Origin of the sequence: Planctellipticum variicoloris (assembly GCF_030622045.1) — a bacterium.
Taxonomy (GTDB): domain Bacteria; phylum Planctomycetota; class Planctomycetia; order Planctomycetales; family Planctomycetaceae; genus Planctellipticum; species Planctellipticum variicoloris.
In genome coordinates, this window is sequence record NZ_CP130886.1 from 4,401,485 (window position 1) to 4,418,428 (window position 16,944).

At 63.6% G+C, this 16,944-nt stretch carries 17 protein-coding genes; 7 read left to right on the top strand and 10 right to left on the bottom strand.

What is annotated here, in order from left to right; translation table 11 throughout:
* Positions 1 to 157: 157 nt before the first annotated feature.
* Positions 158 to 340, top strand: coding sequence for a hypothetical protein (locus tag SH412_RS17100; RefSeq protein WP_336524191.1), 183 nt, complete (start codon positions 158 to 160; stop codon positions 338 to 340).
* A 97-nt stretch (positions 341 to 437) separates the two neighbouring features.
* Here SH412_RS17100 and SH412_RS17105 read toward each other — a convergent pair whose 3' ends face one another.
* The 3 genes from SH412_RS17105 to trpC all read right to left on the bottom strand — a co-directional run bounded on the left by SH412_RS17105 (position 438) and on the right by trpC (position 2,752).
* On the bottom strand, positions 438 to 1,091 hold the full coding sequence (locus SH412_RS17105; protein WP_336519233.1) for a hypothetical protein: 654 nt from the start codon (positions 1,089 to 1,091) through the stop codon (positions 438 to 440).
* A gap of 158 nt (positions 1,092 to 1,249) precedes the next feature.
* Positions 1,250 to 1,861 (bottom strand): phosphoesterase, encoded by a 612-nt coding sequence (locus tag SH412_RS17110; RefSeq protein WP_336519234.1) that lies wholly within the window; start codon positions 1,859 to 1,861, stop codon positions 1,250 to 1,252.
* Positions 1,862 to 1,960: 99 nt separating this feature from the next.
* Complete coding sequence (gene trpC / locus SH412_RS17115; protein ID WP_336519235.1) at positions 1,961 to 2,752, bottom strand: indole-3-glycerol phosphate synthase TrpC; 792 nt, start codon at positions 2,750 to 2,752, stop codon at positions 1,961 to 1,963.
* A 238-nt stretch (positions 2,753 to 2,990) separates the two neighbouring features.
* Between trpC and SH412_RS17120 the strand changes: the two genes are divergently transcribed.
* Entirely contained in the window at positions 2,991 to 3,806 is an 816-nt protein-coding gene (locus SH412_RS17120; protein WP_336519236.1) for a type II CAAX endopeptidase family protein, read from the top strand.
* A gap of 67 nt (positions 3,807 to 3,873) precedes the next feature.
* On the opposite strand, the gene SH412_RS17125 is transcribed toward SH412_RS17120, so the two are convergent.
* From SH412_RS17125 to SH412_RS17140, 4 genes are all read right to left on the bottom strand, one after another.
* Positions 3,874 to 5,802 carry a WD40 domain-containing protein gene (locus tag SH412_RS17125; RefSeq protein WP_336519237.1) on the bottom strand — a complete coding sequence of 643 codons (1,929 nt, stop codon included), beginning with the start codon at positions 5,800 to 5,802 and terminating at the stop codon, positions 3,874 to 3,876.
* A 534-nt stretch (positions 5,803 to 6,336) separates the two neighbouring features.
* Positions 6,337 to 7,626, bottom strand: a complete 1,290-nt coding sequence (locus SH412_RS17130) for a methyltransferase (protein WP_336519238.1) — start codon at positions 7,624 to 7,626, stop codon at positions 6,337 to 6,339.
* 259 nt (positions 7,627 to 7,885) lie between these two features.
* Entirely contained in the window at positions 7,886 to 9,130 is a 1,245-nt protein-coding gene (locus tag SH412_RS17135; protein WP_336519239.1) for a class I SAM-dependent rRNA methyltransferase, read from the bottom strand.
* A gap of 271 nt (positions 9,131 to 9,401) precedes the next feature.
* On the bottom strand, positions 9,402 to 9,860 hold the full coding sequence (locus SH412_RS17140) for a response regulator (protein ID WP_336519240.1): 459 nt from the start codon (positions 9,858 to 9,860) through the stop codon (positions 9,402 to 9,404).
* 356 nt (positions 9,861 to 10,216) lie between these two features.
* On the opposite strand from SH412_RS17140, the gene SH412_RS17145 reads away from it, so the two are divergent.
* The 4 genes from SH412_RS17145 to SH412_RS17160 are packed head-to-tail and all read left to right on the top strand — an operon-like array spanning position 10,217 to position 11,518.
* Positions 10,217 to 10,405: a hypothetical protein gene (locus SH412_RS17145; RefSeq protein WP_336519241.1), complete on the top strand. Its 189-nt coding sequence runs from the start codon at positions 10,217 to 10,219 to the stop codon at positions 10,403 to 10,405.
* Positions 10,402 to 10,710 (top strand): type II toxin-antitoxin system PemK/MazF family toxin, encoded by a 309-nt coding sequence (locus tag SH412_RS17150; protein WP_336519242.1) that lies wholly within the window; start codon positions 10,402 to 10,404, stop codon positions 10,708 to 10,710. Before SH412_RS17145 ends, SH412_RS17150 begins: the two co-directional genes overlap by 4 nt.
* A gap of 8 nt (positions 10,711 to 10,718) precedes the next feature.
* Positions 10,719 to 11,126: an IS5 family transposase gene (locus SH412_RS17155; protein ID WP_336518887.1), complete on the top strand. Its 408-nt coding sequence runs from the start codon at positions 10,719 to 10,721 to the stop codon at positions 11,124 to 11,126.
* Positions 11,021 to 11,518 (top strand): IS5 family transposase, encoded by a 498-nt coding sequence (locus SH412_RS17160; protein WP_336524152.1) that lies wholly within the window; start codon positions 11,021 to 11,023, stop codon positions 11,516 to 11,518. The genes SH412_RS17155 and SH412_RS17160 overlap by 106 nt, the downstream gene beginning before the upstream one ends.
* 576 nt (positions 11,519 to 12,094) lie before the next feature.
* Here the strand turns inward: SH412_RS17160 and SH412_RS17165 are convergent.
* The 3 genes from SH412_RS17165 to SH412_RS17175 all read right to left on the bottom strand — a co-directional run bounded on the left by SH412_RS17165 (position 12,095) and on the right by SH412_RS17175 (position 16,629).
* Positions 12,095 to 13,240 (bottom strand): CocE/NonD family hydrolase, encoded by a 1,146-nt coding sequence (locus tag SH412_RS17165; RefSeq protein ID WP_336519243.1) that lies wholly within the window; start codon positions 13,238 to 13,240, stop codon positions 12,095 to 12,097.
* 629 nt (positions 13,241 to 13,869) lie between these two features.
* Positions 13,870 to 14,388 (bottom strand): glutaredoxin family protein, encoded by a 519-nt coding sequence (locus SH412_RS17170; protein ID WP_336519244.1) that lies wholly within the window; start codon positions 14,386 to 14,388, stop codon positions 13,870 to 13,872.
* 117 nt (positions 14,389 to 14,505) lie between these two features.
* On the bottom strand, positions 14,506 to 16,629 hold the full coding sequence (locus SH412_RS17175) for a molybdopterin-containing oxidoreductase family protein (RefSeq protein ID WP_336519245.1): 2,124 nt from the start codon (positions 16,627 to 16,629) through the stop codon (positions 14,506 to 14,508).
* An 87-nt stretch (positions 16,630 to 16,716) separates the two neighbouring features.
* On the opposite strand from SH412_RS17175, the gene SH412_RS17180 reads away from it, so the two are divergent.
* Positions 16,717 to 16,839 (top strand): hypothetical protein, encoded by a 123-nt coding sequence (locus SH412_RS17180; protein ID WP_336519246.1) that lies wholly within the window; start codon positions 16,717 to 16,719, stop codon positions 16,837 to 16,839.
* The last annotated feature ends 105 nt before the right edge of the window (positions 16,840 to 16,944 follow it).

Below are 16,944 nucleotides of genomic sequence, written 5' to 3' on the forward strand. Positions count from 1 at the left end.
GCCCGGCCCGCTGTTCGGCGGCCGCTGAAAATGCCTTAGGAAATGGGGAATTTTCTTGAGAATCCACTCCCCGCGGGTAGGATGACGATCAGAGCGGGTCGGAATACCCGGTCTGGCTCTTTGTCAATTCGGTGCCCGTTGCGGTGGAGGAGAGATCGTGAACGCCATGATGCTGGAGCAGCCTTACTCTCAAGCCGTCGACCCTGTCGAGGAAATGCGACTCCGGACCTGGGCTCGGCAGCATTACCTGCCGGCCGAACAACGCAACGACGGCCTCCACCCCATTGTGCTCGACGAAATGACCCGCAGGGATCGGGAAGTCGAGCGAAAACCACGATAACCAGTCGCCCAACGGGTATGGCATCAATCACAAAAGGCCGCGGAGAACTTGTCTCCGCGGCCTTTGTTTTTTGCCTTAGCACCGAGTCCTGCCGGACTCAGCGACGCGACGAGCCGTTCTGCAGCTTGTCGTCGCTGACCGCCTGCCGGGGAGCGGCCCCCGACTGCGGGGAACTGCCCCGCACCGGAGCGCCAGCCGTACTCGCTGCAGGCGCGGGGTCCGTGCTCGGAGCATTCCAGTTGGCCACTGACCAGTGCGGATAGGTCAGCACGACGCTCCCTCCCAGATCATCGAGCGCCTCGCGCATCGTCTTGGCCGTGAGCCCCTCATTCAGGATGACTCGCTGCAGCACGAACCGGCGATTGGCCGGAATCCAGGCGAAGAACTTTCCTTTGCCCAGCTTATCGTTGTCCGACAGGATCCGCAGCAACGCCGTCCGCGGCACGTCGGCCGCCGACTTGGGCAGCTCATCCAGCCAGGCCATGATCCAGACCGACGTTCCGTCCGCACTCAACACGGCAGACATCGACAGGTTCCACTCGTCGTTCTCGACGGTGGACTTGAAGACGAAGTCGTAACGCTTCTCGTTCAGCTTGGCGTCGATCCCCATCGATTTGAGCAGCGTCCCCAGCGACTCGTCGCTGAGCTGCCCCTTCTTGTCCTGAGCCTGGGCGACGCCCAGCACGGCCGGGGCGCTCACTGCCGCCAGCGCTGCACCCATGACCGCCCGCCGACTCACTTGATTCGCCATCGCTCGACACTCCTTTGTCGGACCCAGCCGGAGCCGAAATTCCGCGGAACCGAATTCTGACAACAGGGTCGGACCGCGGCGTCCATGCTTCGAACGCGACGCGCATCACTTCCCGCAGGCTCTCGCCGCGACATCCTTGCGACGACAGCCCCATATCCTCACGATTTCCCGCCGAACAGGTGCTGCAGGCAGATTTGCGACCAGGTTTCGAACTGGTCCAGCTCGGCCAGCAACTTTTCGGGCGGGGCAAACTCAGTCTCTAGAATCGACTCTTCCCGCGGGCGAACTTTGGCCGACTCCAGATCAAAAATGTGAACAATCCCCAGATGCACCCGACCGACCGGCGACTCATCGTCGTTAATCAGGCCCACGCACTCGTCGTGAAACGCCGAGTCCAGAAAGATCTCCTCGTCAATTTCACGATGCATCGCCTCCAGATATCGCCGATCGCCGGTCAGCCGGTCGGTCGACGAAATATGCCCGCCAATCCCCACCGACCGCTTGCTATGCAGCCGCCCTTCCCCGCCCGCCTTGCCGCGACGGTAGCTCAGAATCTCCCCGTTGCAACGAAACAGGCAGTACGGAATGAGCTGCTTGTGCGTCGGATCGTCTTCCGCCGACGAACGCGGCAGAAACAGCGTATGCGCCGGATCCAGCAGCACCTTCAGATACCGGTCCACATCCGGCGTGAAACCCTGAAAGTGCCCGATGCCGTGAAACAGAGGCGTCGGCACGCACAGCACGTGCTCGACAGGTGGAGGAGTCGTCATGAACCAGTTTCCCTCAGGCAATCGGCAATCCGATCCCCGTTTCGAATCTTGAGTTGTGAATTTCGTGCTTTTTTGGATTTCGGATTTCGGATTTTGTGCTTACCCAATGAGCTCCCGAACCGCCGCCCCGATATCCGCCGACCGCATCAGCGTCTCACCCACCAGGATCGCCCCGACGCCGTGCGACCGCAGTCGCTCGACATCGCCCCGGGTCTTGATGCCGCTCTCGCTGACCAGCAGCGTTCCAACCGGCACGCGAGGCTGAATCCGCAGCGTCTGATCCAGATCGGTCACAAACGACCGGAGATCCCGGTTGTTGACTCCCACCAGCGGCGGATTGAGCGGCAGCACGCGGTCCAGATTTTGAGGATCGTAGATCTCGATCAGGGCCGTCATCCCCAGTGCGGTCGTCGCCTCATACAGCTCGCGCAACTGCCGGTCGTCGAGGCACTCGGCGATCAGCAGAACCGCATCGGCCCCCGCCGCCCGAGCCTCCAGCACCTGGTACGGATCGATCAGAAAATCCTTCCGCAGCACCGGAATCCCCACCGCCTGTCGGACAGCCCGCAGAAAATCCAGATGCCCCTGAAAGAATTTCTCGTCGGTCAGCACGCTCAGGCAGGACGCCCCGGCCGCCTCATAGGCACGGGCGATCTGCACCGGATCAAAATCGGCCCGGATGATCCCCGCCGAGGGAGACGCCTTTTTGACTTCCGCAATCAGCCCGATTGTCGGCGCCGCCCGCAGCGCGGCGACAAAGTCCCGCACGCGGGGCGCAGCAGCAATCTGCCGCTTCAGTTCATCAACCGGCCGGGCCGACTTCGCAGCCGCGACTTCGGTCAGTTTATGAGCCACGATCCGGGCAAGGACGTTATCAGCGGCAACGGTCATCGGCTCTTCTGTCCGGCGATAAGCGATAAGCGATAAGCGATAAGCGATAAGCGATAAGCGATAAGCGATAAGCGATAAGCGATAAGCGATAAGCGATAAGCGATAACCGTTCGGACCACTCTGGCTTTAAGCTCCGAGCTTCCCGGCTTTCCGCTGTCCAGCATCTTAACCTCCCGGCGGCGCAGCCGGAATGACGCCGGGCCGGATAGAATCGGTCCCGCCCCCGGAAGGAACTTGCGTGCCCGTATTATTCGCCGATGCGCCGTCCATGATGCCCGCCGTTCTCCTCGTCACCACCCTGCTGGGAGGGAGCGTCATGGCCTGGAGCTGGCTGATTGCCGGCGGCACGCAGACGGAGCCCGCTGACAACGCAACCCCTGAATCCCCACCTGTCTGGTCTCTCTGGCCGCTGGCGATCACAGCGGCCTGGCTGGCGATGACCGCCGCGGGAGCCATTTTTGCGAATTCTCAACCCGATCGGCCTCCGGCCACCGCCGGGGACGTTGCCGCCAATGCCGCCATCGGCGCGGGGCTGATCGCTTTCCTGCTGATGCTGCTGCATGCCACAGAAGCTCGCGGCCTTGTTCCGTTCGGCATTTCTCTCCGCCAGTGGCCGCGGCAACTGGCGCTGGGCGTCTTCGGACTGCTGCTGGCGATCGGCCCGGTGACGGTCTCGCTCGCAGCGACAGCCGCCTGGCGTTCCCAGGAGACGCAGCACTCGTTTCTGCAACTGCTGGCCAGTCAGCCGCCGCTGGAAGTGCTGCTACTGATGCTCTTTACGGTCTGCGTGATCGCCCCGCTCTCCGAGGAACTGCTGTTCCGAGTGATCCTGCAGGGCTGGCTCCGCAGCCGGCTGGCCCGCTGGCCGGCGATCCTGCTGACCGCCGCCCTGTTCGCCCTGATCCACGGCTGGCGCGACAGCCTGCCCCTGCTCCCGCTGGCCCTGATTCTCGGCTGGCTCTTCGACCGCCACCACAGCTACCTGGCCGTCGTCGCCACCCACAGCCTGTTCAACGGAGTCATGCTGACCCTGGCCCTGCTGACCAGATCATAAGCCGGCACGGTCGGACACGGCTGGCCCGACTCCTCACCAGCCACTACCCACTCGCCACTTCTTCCGCCTACTTGGCCGCCACCGGCGTCTTGTAGCCCGGAGCGGCCAGGAACGTCACGATTCCCTTGCCGTCCTCAATGTTCCAGATCCGGATCTCTCCGTCGTGGCTGCCGCTGACGACTCGCTTGCTCGCCGGGTGGGCGGAGACCGAATAGACCCAGTCGGTATGCCCCGGAAAGGCCCGCACCACGGCTCCGTCGGCCAGCTTGTGCAGTCTGACCTGCTTGTCAGAGCAGCCGCTGAAGATCGTCCCGTCGGGCTGGACCACGATCCGGAAGACTTCACCGCCGAAGCCGCCGATTTCGCGAACCTGCTTGCCATCGGCCGGGTTCCAGGTCCGGATCCGGTTGTCCCGGCCGCTGGTTGCGACTTGTGCTCCGTCGGGTGAGAAAGCCACGCCGAAAACCGGCTGCTGATGCGTGTTGAACGTCGTCTGGCTTTCCCCTGTCGTGCTGTTGAAGACTTTGGAGGTCTTGTCCCGGCTGGCTGTCGCCAGCAGCTTGCCGTCCGGCGACCAGGCAACGTCCATCACCCAGTCGGCGTGGTCTTCGACCTGGAGCTGTTGCTTTCGCGTCGCCACGTCGAACACTCGGACAGATCGGTCGGCGCAGGCCGCGGCCAGTCGTGTTCCATCCGGGCTGAACGCACAGGCAAAGACTTCGTCGTCGGTCGTGAAGAAGTCAGCCAGCAAGGCTCCGTCAGCGACATTGAACAACTTCACTTCACCGAGCTGACCGGGCGTGCCAGCGGCAACTGCGATCTGCGCGCCGTCGGCCGTAAATCGAATGTCGTGCGGACGTTCGGCCAGATTCGTGATCCGCCGGACGAGCGCCCCGTCGGCCGCGTTCCACAGAATGACTTCGCGGTAACCCGAACTGGCGACCAGATTTCCGTCCGGGCTGAAGGCCACTGCCATGATCGGGACCGGCACGCGGTAACTTTCAGGCGGGTTCGGCTGCACGGGCTTCGGAATGATCGTGATCAGCATCGCCGAGGGGCTCAGCCCCGCGTCCAGCGTCGCGCCGGTCTCAATCCACTTCTTAATCAACGCGGTTTGCTCGGGAGTCAGCGGATCGGCGTCCTTGGGCATCGACCCATCGGCACACATCGAGAAGACCAGTGAATCGTCGGGCTTGCCGACAACCACGGCATCCCCCGATTCGCCCCCCTTCATGACGTTCGCGTAGTTCTCCATATTAAACCGCCCTTTCGCCGTCCGGGCGTTGTGGCAGGCGACGCAGCGCTGGGAAAAGATCGGAGCCACCTGATTGGCGAACGAGACCAGCCGCCCCGCACCGATCAACGTCAGTTCCAGATCGCGCTGGCGGGCAATGTGCTCGGCCGTCAAGGCCGCAAAAGCCTCCTCGGCCTGCTGCAGCGGAGCAACATGAGCGGCCACTTCGGCCTCGGCGGCTTTCAGTTTCTCGGGATGAGCCGCCACGATCGCTTTGCTGCTGGCGAGCTGAGCTTCGGCGTCCGTCGCGGCTTTCTGAGCATCTTCCGCGGCCTTGGCCGCAGCAGCTAACTTGTCGGCGGCGGCTTTGGCCTTGTCCGCCAGTTCCTTTTCGTTGTCTTTGCCCTTGGCTTCTTCGGCCGCTTTCGCAGCGGCGGCCGATTCGGTTTCGGCGGCGGTTTTCGCTTCGGCGGCCTTGGTCGCCGCGTCTTTCAGGCCGGGCAGCTTTCCTTCGAGATCCTTGGCGACGACCTCGGCTTTCGAGAAGGCCAGCTTGAGATCGGTGACGGTCTGCGCGAGCTGTCTTGCCTTTTCGCGAGCTGCGTCCAAGGCCGGCTGACCGGCCGCCTTCCGAGCGCCGGCTTCGTCGGCGGCAGCCCGCTGGGCGGAGATTTTCGCTTCCAGATCGTCCTGGGCCTGAACCGGCTGCGCGGCCAGGACGGCGAGCAGACACGACGCAAAGACGGCAAGGAGTCGACGCATGGCGGGTTCCAGCAACGAGGAGGCGGACCGGCGGGAGGAGGGAGACCAGGCGCGGGCGGGAAAAACGTGTGGCGGAACGGAGTTCCGGCATCACACATTAGCATCACTTGATGGATCGGCGCTGTCAAGCCGGAGGGGCGCCGACGCACGACTTCATGAAGAACCCGCGAAGTGCGATCCCGCGGAACGCCCACCCGAAGTGCGCGCAGCAAACGACGCGGGGAACCGCCGCCTGAGCTGCGATTCCCCGTGATCTGCTCTCACCAGTCCAGCGAGTCGTGGTCACCGAACCGGATTCGAACATCGAAATGTCGAAGAACCAGAACGACCAGAGCCGGACGGCGGTTACTTGCGATGGCGGATCTTGGATCGCATCTTTCGCTTCTTCCGCCCGATTTTCCGTCGGCCCCGTCCGGTCTTCTTAACGCCCATTCCAGTCTCGCTCCCACGACTCTATTGTCTGGCGTGCAGTTATGTCCACATCCTGGCGGTCGTTGCCAGAATCCCAAGTTGTAGCACTCCCGCCCGAGAGGTTCAAGGGTCGGGGGAAACGCGTGGATCCACCGTTCCGTCCGGCTGGCGGACGCGCGTGTCCGCCGGCTTTTGCCCTCGAATCAACCAGTAGTCCTTGACCTGCTCTCCCTCGACGTGCGTGAAGAGCTGCGGCATCCGCTCGGCGAACCAGTGCGGCGTCTTGGTCACAACCAGGATTTCTCCGAGCGGCTTCAGCCCCCAGAGCGACGCCTGCAGGAAGTGCTCCGCGATCCGCCAGTTCGAAAAGTACGGCGGATTCGCCAGCGACAGGTCGAACCAGTTGGCTTCCAGGTGACTGCCGTCGGCGTCCAGCAGACCTTCGAAACGATCGCTGACCCCGTTAGCCGCCGCGCCCCGTTCGGCGCTCTGCACCGCCCGCGGATTGCAGTCCACGGCGGTCACGTCCACGTTTTCAGCCCGCAGAGCCGCCGCGATGCCGACGACTCCCGCTCCACAGCCGATATCCAGCACCTTCATGCGGGGCCGGATTTCCATGGCGTTGATCAGCGCCCGGGCGCCGGTGTCGATCCGGCGGTGACTGAAGACCGACGGCCGGCTGAACGCCTTGATGAGCCGGCCCTGGTCGCGGAAAGCGAATTCGCAGTCGAACGACTTGTACTTCACCGGCTCGTCGACGCGCGTCGCCAGATAAAGCGTGCCCTTCTTCCGGATTGGCCGACGGGTCACTTTGGGAAACAGCCGTTTCAGTTCGGCGTGCAGCCATTGATCGTCGTCGTGGTCGGTCGACGCCACCAGCCGCCCCCCCACCGCCAACCGCCGGTGAGCCTGCTGCAGCAGATCGCGCGTCAGTTCGGCCTCGCCGAACCGCCCGAACGCCAGCGCCGCCAGATCGACTTCCTCGTCCGGAAAATCCGGCTCGCAATCGAGGAACAGGTTCGCCAGCGGCGGCGTCCAGACTTCATCGGGTTCCTCCGCGGAAGACTCGACGACCGGCTCAATCGGATCGGCCGCCCCGTAGAGCGTGTCATCGTCCCCATCGTCGTCTTCATAGGGGACGTGCAGATCCCGGAAGATCGCATCGGCCGCCAGATTGCGCTGGTAGAGATCCAGAAACAGGCAGCGCACGGTGGCCGCCGGGCGCAACCGGGCGTACGTCTCGGCGAACTGGGCGCGGCCGACGGTATTGCAGATCACGCGCTCGCCGGCCAGTTCGGGGAGCAGATCGATCAGGAGCTGCTCCTGCCTGCGAGCGCGCAGCACGAAATTCGGATCGAGCTCGTCGTCCTCCTGCCCGGCCTTCCCCTTCCGACGTTCCGATTGACCAGCCACTCTGTCACCTCTCGTTGTGCAAGTTTCGAAGAGCGAAGAGCGAGTAGCCAGAGAAGTCGAAGCTTATCGCTGATCGCGAATCGCCGGATGAAGAGGGCACATTCCTGGGCTCTCGACTCTAGACTCATTTCGACATTCCGCCTTCGTCATTCGACATTTCTTCGTTGCGTCTTCGCGGCCCCGTTGCGCGAGAATCTCTCTCCAGTGTCTTCTCTGCGCCTCTGCCCACTCTGCGAGAAATCTTAATTTGACTGCGAGCCTACACCACCCGGCACATGACGCACTTCAGATAATCGCTCTCCAGGCAATGGGCCGAACGGGGATGGTCCGACGACGGACCCCGCACGGCCAGGAACTGCAGATGCCGGCCCGCCTGAATGGCCGCCCGCCCCAGCACTTCCAGAAACATGCCCTGATCGACGTGCCCCGAGCAACTGCAGGTCAGCAGCCACCCGCCCGGCTTGATCACGTTCATCGCAAGCTGATTGAGGCTCAGGTAGCCCCGCAGCGCAGCGTCGACCCCGGCCCGATGCCGGGCCATTTTCGGCGGATCGAGGATCACTGCGTCGAAGCGTTCGTCCGTCGCCGCAATCCCTTCCAGGGCCTTAAAGCCGTCGCTCTTGAGCGTCTTCAGCCGGTCCCCCACGCCATTCAGGTCCGCATTGGACCGAGCCAGTTGCAGGGCCGACTCGGAGACGTCGACCGCGACGACTTCGCGCGCGCCGCCGTGGACGAGTGCATTGAGTGCGAAGCCGCCCGTGTAGGAAAACATGTCGAGGACTTTTGCGCCCCGCACGAACTGGCTGAAGAACAGCCGGTTTTCCCGCTGATCGAGAAAGAAGCCGGTCTTCTGCCCCTCGGCGACGTCCAGTCCGAAACGGATGCCGTTTTCGGAGATGAACAGCGGCCGGGGAGGCGGTTCGCCCGCCAGCAGCCCGTCGGCGACTTCCAGCCCTTCGGCGGCCCGAATCCCCTTCTCGGTCCGCAGCCAGATTCCTTTCGGCTGCAGTTTTTCCTGCAGCAGTTTCAGGAACAGATCCTTCCGTTCGTAGAGGGCCAGGCTGGTGAGCTGCACGAGCAGCCAGTCGCCGTAGCGGTCGATCGTCAGCCCCGACAGCAGATCCCCTTCGCTGTTGACCAGCCGGCAGGCCAGATCCGGCGTGAACTCTCCATGCAGCGCCCGCCTGAGGGCGATCGCGTCGTCCAACCGGCTGGACCAGAGCGCTTCGTCGAGCGGCAGCGTTTCATTCCAGGAATAGAGCCGGACGCGAATGTTGCTGAAGGGATTGAACAGGCCGCGGGCGATGAACTGCCCCTTGTCAGACCGGAGCAGGACCTCGGCGCCGGGAGCGGCCTCGCCGATGACCTGCTGCACCGCTCCCTGGTAAACCCAGGGATGGTGGTTGAAGAACGGCAGGGCGTTCCGCGGCTTCAGAATCACCTCGGGCAGCTTCAGAACCGCTTCTTCAGGCAGCCCGGTTTCCACGTCCATAGCGGCAGTCATGAGGCACTTTCCAGAACCAGCAGACGGAGCGGAAACCCGCCCCGCAAGAAAAGCAAAATGGCGACGCCCGCAGAGGACATCGCCTGAATCCAACTTGCGAATTCGAAGATGAATCCGAGGAAACCACGAATGGCACGAATCCGTACCAAGGAATCAGGAAACCTCACGGAATCGCCGATTCGATGCGATATCCAGTCGCACACGGCCGTTCCAGGCCAGTCTTCCGATTCGTGTGGATTCGTGTGCTTCGTGGTCAATCTTCTGGCTGTGTTTATTTGAGCCCGAGCGTCTTCACCCCGGCTCCTTCGATCTCTTCGAGGTAGGCCAGCAGCCGGTCCCGTTCGTTGGTCAGGTGCCGGACCCGCAGCAGCGACTTCACGCGGGTCAGCAGTTCCAGCCGATTGACCGGCTTCGTGAGAAAGTCGTCGGCGCCGGCCTGCACCGCCTTCTCGATGTCACCCATTTCGTTGAGCGCGGTGACCATCAGCACGGGAATAGCCCGCGTGGCGGGATCCTTCCGCAGCCGCTGGCAGACTTCGTACCCGCTCAGCTTGGGCATCATGATGTCCAGCAGGATCAGGTCCGGCTGGAACTCGGCGACTTTGGCCAATGTCTCCTGACCATCGTAGGCCATGGCGATTTCGTACGGTTCATCCGCCAGATACGCGTCGAGCAACTCGCAGTTCTGCAAGTTGTCGTCCGCAATCAGCACTCGGGAAATCTGCGTCATTGGTTTGCCACCCGGCCACCGGAAGATCGACCCGTCTCTACGCCCGCGGGCCGCCACAGACCGTCCGGTCAAACAACCCGGCATGATACCACAAGCACGGATCGGCGAAAACCCGCGGCTGAGAGGGGAAGCCCCACATTGCCACGGACTAACGCAACACCCAACGGCACAATGCCTTCCGACGATTTTCACGCACGTCGGGCGTATTTCGGAGGCCGCCCGGCGGCGGCAACGCAATGATCTGAACAGGGGACAATTGACCTTGTGAAGCGGATTCACCGGAGGGAGAATCGCGTCTGGAGGAATTCATGGTTCTGACTGCAGAGTAAATTGCCGCCGTCAATGACGGCGTCTCCGTGACAGTCGCCGACGCCGAGACTGGCGTGGAATTCGTTGTCGTCCGCGCTGACCTCTACGCCCGGATTCGACGGCTCGTCGAAGATCGTTCGGACGAGGAGATCCAGGCGACGGCTTCCCAGATCAACGAGATCATGCAGGACGACGACGCTCTCGACCCCTGGCTGGAGAGCTATCAGACGCCATGAGCCAGCGGGGCAACATTGTCCTGGTCAGTTTCCCGTATTCTGACGGCAGCGGCGCGAAGATTCGTCCCGCGCTGGTCGTGCAGAACGATGCCGACAATCAGCGACTCGACAATACGGTCGTCGCGATGATTACCGGCAATACGGCTCATGCACATGAGGCGACGCAATTGTTGGTTGATCCGGCAACTTCGGATGGCCTACAGTCCGGCCTTCACGGCCCGTCGGCCGTCAAATGCAGCGTGCTAGGGCGTGTGGACATTCCTCTTTCGGAGATTTCCTGGAATTGCAATGATCTTGCGGCTTGAAACTGGTCATGGAGGACCTCGCAGTGCCGCCGCGACATGCTCTCACGGATGAACAATGGGATCGTATCCGGAATTTGCTTCCTGGAAAGCCGGGCGATCCCGGCCGGTCCGGGGAGGACAATCGGCTGTTCGTGGACGCCGTTTTGTACGTGGCCAAAACGGGAGTGCCCTGGCGCGATCTGCCGGAGCGTTTTGGCAACTGGAACTCCGTCTGGCGGCGGTTTGATCGCTGGTGCGAGAACGGGGTCTGGGAGGCCGTCGTCCGGGAGCTCGGCGAACTCGATCTTGAGGAACTGCAACTCGATTCGACATCGATCAAGGTCCATCTGGCCGCCGTTGGCGGCCGACGCGAAGCGGAGGAAAAAAAGAAGACGCGGACCGCCGTCGCGGCGTTGGCCGCTCTCGCGGAGGTCTGAACACCAAAATCCACGCGGCGGTGGAAAAGAACGGACATCTGGCGGCCATGCACCTGAGTCCCGGGCAGGACGGAGACGGCCCTCATGGCCGCGCGCTGCTCGAATCGTTCGAACCCGGACAAATCGAACACGTGATCGCAGATACGGCCTACGACGGAGATGAAACGCGAGACCAGATCCGGAAACTGCAGGCGAAAGCCTGCATCAAGCCCCACAAGAACCGCAAGACCAGGAAGCGCTACGACAAGCAGCGCTACAAACACCGCAACCAGGTGGAACGCTTCTTCAACCGCATCAAACAGTTTCGCCGCGTGGCCACACGTTACGAAAAGACCCTCGAAAACTTCGCCGGCTTCGTCTGGCTGGCGGCGCTCATGGTCGATGTCCTATGAATGTCCACACGCCCTAGCGACTGTGAATCAGCGGACGATCTTGCGCTCACTCGGCCGGCTCAGCCCGGTCGCGATGCAGCAGATCGATCACTGCCTGCGGATCGCCTTGGAACTTGCCTGAATTTCACATTTCTTGCCGCCGATTACCTCGCACAAATCCGCGTTTCACCCGCCGATTCAACTGACCCATGCCCGCCCGGCCCTCGTTTACCCTTATGGAAGGAGCCAGTGAGGGCAGCACGGAGGCACGGGACGGTCAGCCGGGGTCAGCGGCTCCGACTGGCGAACCACATCGGTTTTGCAAAGGAGGTTTCGACATTCCTGCCACAGCGGTATCACAAGGCACCCTCGCCGCCGGGTGCGAGCTTCCCAGGTGAATGGATGCTTTCAGCAACATCTTCATCCTGCTGACGGGGAAACGGGACTCGCAGGCGACGGGGGTGGCGGCGTTGGAAGAAAGCGAATAGCGAGTAGGGAATAGCGAATCGCCAGAGTAAGAACGGAGCCGTGGCCGGCCTGAGACAGGTTGGACGCGGCTTTTCTCTTTGATGCTGGTTCGAAAATGACGGTCGCGGATTATTTGGCCGGGGCGTCCTGTTCGGCTACCGCCAGATAGCGTCGGATCGCTTCTTCAAAGCTGTCAAAGTGATCGCCGGGGATCATTTCGAGCGTGAACTTTCCGGCGGGTCCGGCCTCTTTCTGCAATCGCTCGCCGGTCTCGTGAAAGCTTTCGTCATCGGTCCCCAGGTAGGCGTAGTGCGGGCGCTGCAGGAACTGGGAGTTGCCGACCAGCAGGCGGACGGAGCATTCCATCGGGTTGTTTTCGAACGGAACCGTGTCGTCGAACTGCCAGGCCAGGAACGTGGCGTGGTCGTACAGTCCGCCCGAGCTGCCGCTGTGCCGCATCGGGACGTCGTCCAGCAGCGGCAGGACCGACGCCACGCCGCCGCCGACGCTGTGGCCGAATACGTAGATCCGCTGCGGATTCACGTAAGGCTGGGCGGCGAGCCATTTGACGGCCGCCCGGGCGTCGTCGACTTCCCCCAGGAACAGCTCGTAGCTGCCGGGATTGCCGTTTTCGCCGCGGAGCATGGGGGTCATGACCACGTAGCCCGCCTCGATGAACGGTGCACAGGCTTCCGTCAGGTCGGCTTCGCCGAACGCGAAGCCGCCGTGCAGGAAGACCAGGGCCGGGCGGGGTTCTGCGACTTCCGGCGGACGGTAGACCCAGGCCTTCAGGTTCAGATCGCCCGAAGGGTACAGGATTTCCTCGACGTTTTCGGGGGGAGTCTCCCCATCGTCGTAGTCCTGCGGGGCCGGTCCCTGTTGGATGAGTTTTGTGCGAAAGCCGGCCCGCCACTGGGCGAACGTCTGCCCCGGAGGAACTTTGACCTCGCCGATGAACTGATGGCCGAGACGCGAAACCTGCCAGGCGCCGATGCCGCAGCAGGTGACCATGCAGAGGAAACCGGCGCCGGCGATGCCGAGCAGCCACTTCATGGCGGGGCTCAGGCCGCCGTCGCTGGAAGACCTGGAAGCGGCTTTTTTGCCGGTCTTCCGCCGGGCGGGGAGCTCCGCGACTTCGCCCCAGTCGTCGGCGTCATCGGCGGTCGGTACGACGATCGCGGCGGAGCACTCCCGGCAGCGGATTTTCCGCCCGGCGAGCGCGTCCTTCACTTTGTACCGCAGCCCGCATTCCGGGCATTCGACCTCCAGCGACATAACGGAAGCCCTCTGAGTCGGCGAATGTGATGTTCGAAGGGGGTGTTTTAGCACATGAGGGGGGGCCGAGGGGAGCGATTGGGAGACGGCGGTCCGAAACGTCCAGTCGGCGCGCACCGGGAGCGACGGCGTCGCCGGGCGGCGTGCTGCTGTTGATCAATTCCAGGGAACGCGGGCCCCGGCGGGGCGACTTGTCGAAGGCCGCCCCGCCGGGGTTTGATCACGGTCGGATGTCGCCGGGCCGAAGCCCCGCCTGCACTGGCACGATCAGGAGACCGGACTTGCGTCCGGGCTTCTGAAAAACTCGGCGCCGAGGATGTGCGCACACGGGGTGCGGTCCCCGGATTCCCCGTTGAAGGAGAATCCGCTAATGGGCCCTGATCAGGCCCGGTCGAAGGGAGGCGTCCGGACGCCGGCAGCGGACCGACGACGGGCATGCTGCTATGCCCCCTTCATAAAGAGGAGGTTTGTTGCGCGGAATTGTGGGGGAGAGTGGTTGGTGGGCAGTGGGTAGTGGATGGGGAAGAAGGGGGAAAGACCGGGGCTTCGCGAAGACGCTCCAGCCGCCGGCCACCCGGGATTCGCGAAATCGTTGGCACAATTCGGCCGGCGGGAGCCGGCCCTACGGCTCACTCCAACGCCGACGTTCCTTCAATCAGGCGGCGAAGGAGTTCGACCGGGACTCGGCCGCGGAATCTCACTTTGCCGTCGAGGACGACGACGGGAACGCAGGTGCCGTAGCGTTCGACCAGGCGGGGGTCGGTGTCGATGTCGGCTTCCACAATCCGGGGGAGCCAGCGCTGGTGGCGTTCGAGAATTTCGCGGGCATCGTCGCAGAGGTGGCAGCCGACGCGGGTGTAGAGCAGCACCGATTTGAAGCGGATGCCGGGCAGCGAGGGGCGCCAGCGGTCGGGCGGACCGTACTCTTCGGCCTGCTTCAGCCGGCCGAGGAGCCATGTTCCGACGCCGACGAAGGTGGCGCCCAGGCCCCACCAGAAGACCCGGTTGTGGTACCAGAAACGGGGCATCCCCGAGAGGCCGGAGGCTTCTTCGATGGCGTTGAGCGCGAGCAGCGCCATGCCGAGCAGCAACGAGCCGGTCCCGGCGATCTGCAGGCGGGAGAGATGGGAAATATCAGGATCGGTCATGAGGCGCGGATTCCGGGAATTGCGGGCCCCGAGGGGAGTGGGGCTGATATTTGTCAGTTGTCAGTTGAAAGAGACTTCATCCATTGCGATTCGATGGCACGACATCGGGCGGCACAGTTATAGACGTGTGCTGGCGGAAATTGGCTCGACTTCGACGAGGTTGTCGAAGAAGGTGGCGCCGCCGGCGAGGTCGGAGAGACGGGTCGAGGTGGTGAGGTTGGCGTTTCCGACGCCGGCCGTCAGCTTGTGCCACCAGATGCCGGTCGCGACGACGACGCCGGGGCGGACGGTTTCGCCGACGATCGCTGCAGCCTGAAACGTGCCCCGATCGTTTCGCACGCGGACGGGCTGGCCGGTCTGGATGCCGCGCGGGGTGGCGTCGTCCGGGTGGATTTCCAGTTCGGGCTCGCGGGCGGCTTTGCGCAGCGATTCGAGCTCGACGAAGCTGGAATTCATGAAGTGCGGCGTGGGGGGCGTCAGGAGCTGCAGCGGATACTTGGCCGCCAGTTCGGGCTGAGATTCGGGCGATTCCGCCGGGGGAATGTATGTCGGCAGGGGATCGTGGCCCAGGTCGGCGAGTTGCTGGCTCCAGAACTCGCACTTGCCGCTCGGGGTGCGAAATTCCCCGTCGGCAAAGGGAACATAGGGCTTCGGGAGGTTCAGCCGCAGCGGGCCGGCTTCCAGGAGGCGGTCGAGCGTGATCCCCCGAAGTGTCGGCGGGACCTGAGCGACCTGCTTCCCCGGCATCGAAAAATCTTCCCAGAGGGCGGTGCGGGCCAGTTCGTGATCGGCGACCTGAAACACGTCCCGCTCGAAGCCCAGTCGGTCGGCCAGACCGCGGAAGACGTCGGTGTTGCAGCGGGCCTCGGCGAACGGGGGGATCGACGGCGAATTGACCTGGATGTCGTAGTGCCCGTAGGTCGTGTGGAGATCGAAGTGTTCGAGCTGCGTTGTGGCGGGGAGGACGATGTCGGCGTAGTCGGCGGTGTCGGTCAGAAACTGCTCGTGGACGACGGTGAAGAGATCTTCGCGCCGCAGGCCCTCGAGGACACGTTTCTGGTCGGGAGCGACCGCGGCGGGATTGCTGTTGTAGACGTAGAGTGCATGGACCGGGGGGCCAGCGAGTTCGCCATGCAGGGCTTCGGCGAGTTGGTTCATGTTGACGGTGCGCGTGCCGGGGGGACTCAGGTCGGGACGCTGCAGGCCGCGAGTGTTCAGGGCGAACGCGCTGCTGGTCGAGAGGAGACAGCCGCCGGCGGGATGCCGCCAGGCGCCGATCAGAGCGGGGAGGCAGGCGATGGTCCGAACGGCCATGCCGCCGCCGGCGTGGCGCTGGAGGCCGTAGTTGACGCGGATCATCGCGGGAATGTTCGCGGCGTACTCGTTGGCGAAGCGGATAATGTCGTCCGCCGGGAGGCCGCAGACAGCGGAAGTCTGCGCGGGGGACCAGTCGGTCAGGACGCGATCGCGGAGGGGTTCGACGCCGAGGCAGTACCGTTCGAGATAGTCCCGATCGACGAGGCCATGCCGGAAGAGGACGTGCATGACGCCCAGGGCCAGGGCGGCGTCGGTGCCGACGCGGGGCCGCAGGTGCCAGTCGCTCCGTTCGGCGGTCCGGCAGCGGTAGGGGTCGATGGTGACGATTTTCGCACCGCGTTTGCGGGCCTCCACCATACGAATCCAGAGGTGGGAATTCGTGACGGCGGTGTTGGAGCCCCAGTTCACGATATAGCGGCTGTTGGCAACCTCTTCCGGATCGGTCCCGACCCGTTGGCCGATCGTATACGCATACCCGGCGGCGCCGGCGGTCGCGCAGATGGTGCGGTCGAGGAGCGACGCGCCCAGGCGGTGGAAAAACCGGCGATCGAGGCTTTCTCCCTGAATTTTCCCCATCGTGCCGCAGTAGCTGTAGGGGAGGATCGCCTGGGGACCAGCGGAGCTGCCGGCGATTTCGGCATATCGCCGGGCAATTTCGGTCAGGGCCTCGTCCCAGGAGATCCGGACGAAATCGCCCCGGCCCTTGGGGCCGACGCGCTTGAGGGGCGTGGCCACGCGGCCGGGGTGGTAGACCCGTTCGAGGTAGCGCGAAACTTTGTGGCAGAGGACGCCGTGGGTCATGGCGTGCTCCGGATTCGCCCGCACCGCGACGGCCCGATCGCCTTCGACCGTCACCAGCATGGAGCAAGTGTCGGGGCAGTCGAGCGGGCAGGCGCCTCGGACGATCTGACGTGTTGCCGACATGTCACGGACTCCTGTTGCGGCGTTGGGAGACGCCTTCGCTGTGGCAACGATAGGGAAGAACCCTATGCCACGACAAGGGTTCGCGGCGTGATCAGCACAACCTGCGTAATCCGCTTTGATTTCCGGCTTGCCGATCGTCGCCTGAAGCCCGGCGACGCCGCACAAGTCGCCGAATTCCTGCAGATGCACCGGCAGGAGAGTCAGCGCTGACGGCTGGTTCGGCGAAACCGATCGCGCCGATCAGACTTTCGGGACTGGAATCCCTGCATTTTGAGTGCTACCGTACCGACACCAATTCAGTGCAGACTTCCTGCA

What these genes read in the sequence shown, in the direction of transcription:
- SH412_RS17175 (WP_336519245.1), bottom strand. Translation starts at nt 16,629, where the DNA reads ATGTCGGCAACACGTCAGATCGTCCGAGGCGCCTGCCCGCTCGACTGC.
- SH412_RS17170 (WP_336519244.1), bottom strand. Translation starts at nt 14,388, where the DNA reads ATGACCGATCCTGATATTTCCCATCTCTCCCGCCTGCAGATCGCCGGG.
- SH412_RS17165 (WP_336519243.1), bottom strand. Translation starts at nt 13,240, where the DNA reads ATGTCGCTGGAGGTCGAATGCCCGGAATGCGGGCTGCGGTACAAAGTG.
- SH412_RS17150 (WP_336519242.1), top strand. Translation starts at nt 10,402, where the DNA reads ATGAGCCAGCGGGGCAACATTGTCCTGGTCAGTTTCCCGTATTCTGAC.
- SH412_RS17135 (WP_336519239.1), bottom strand. Translation starts at nt 9,130, where the DNA reads ATGACTGCCGCTATGGACGTGGAAACCGGGCTGCCTGAAGAAGCGGTT.
- SH412_RS17155 (WP_336518887.1), top strand. Translation starts at nt 10,719, where the DNA reads ATGGAGGACCTCGCAGTGCCGCCGCGACATGCTCTCACGGATGAACAA.
- trpC (WP_336519235.1), bottom strand. Translation starts at nt 2,752, where the DNA reads ATGACCGTTGCCGCTGATAACGTCCTTGCCCGGATCGTGGCTCATAAA.
- SH412_RS17105 (WP_336519233.1), bottom strand. Translation starts at nt 1,091, where the DNA reads ATGGCGAATCAAGTGAGTCGGCGGGCGGTCATGGGTGCAGCGCTGGCG.
- SH412_RS17125 (WP_336519237.1), bottom strand. Translation starts at nt 5,802, where the DNA reads ATGCGTCGACTCCTTGCCGTCTTTGCGTCGTGTCTGCTCGCCGTCCTG.
- SH412_RS17140 (WP_336519240.1), bottom strand. Translation starts at nt 9,860, where the DNA reads ATGACGCAGATTTCCCGAGTGCTGATTGCGGACGACAACTTGCAGAAC.
- SH412_RS17110 (WP_336519234.1), bottom strand. Translation starts at nt 1,861, where the DNA reads ATGACGACTCCTCCACCTGTCGAGCACGTGCTGTGCGTGCCGACGCCT.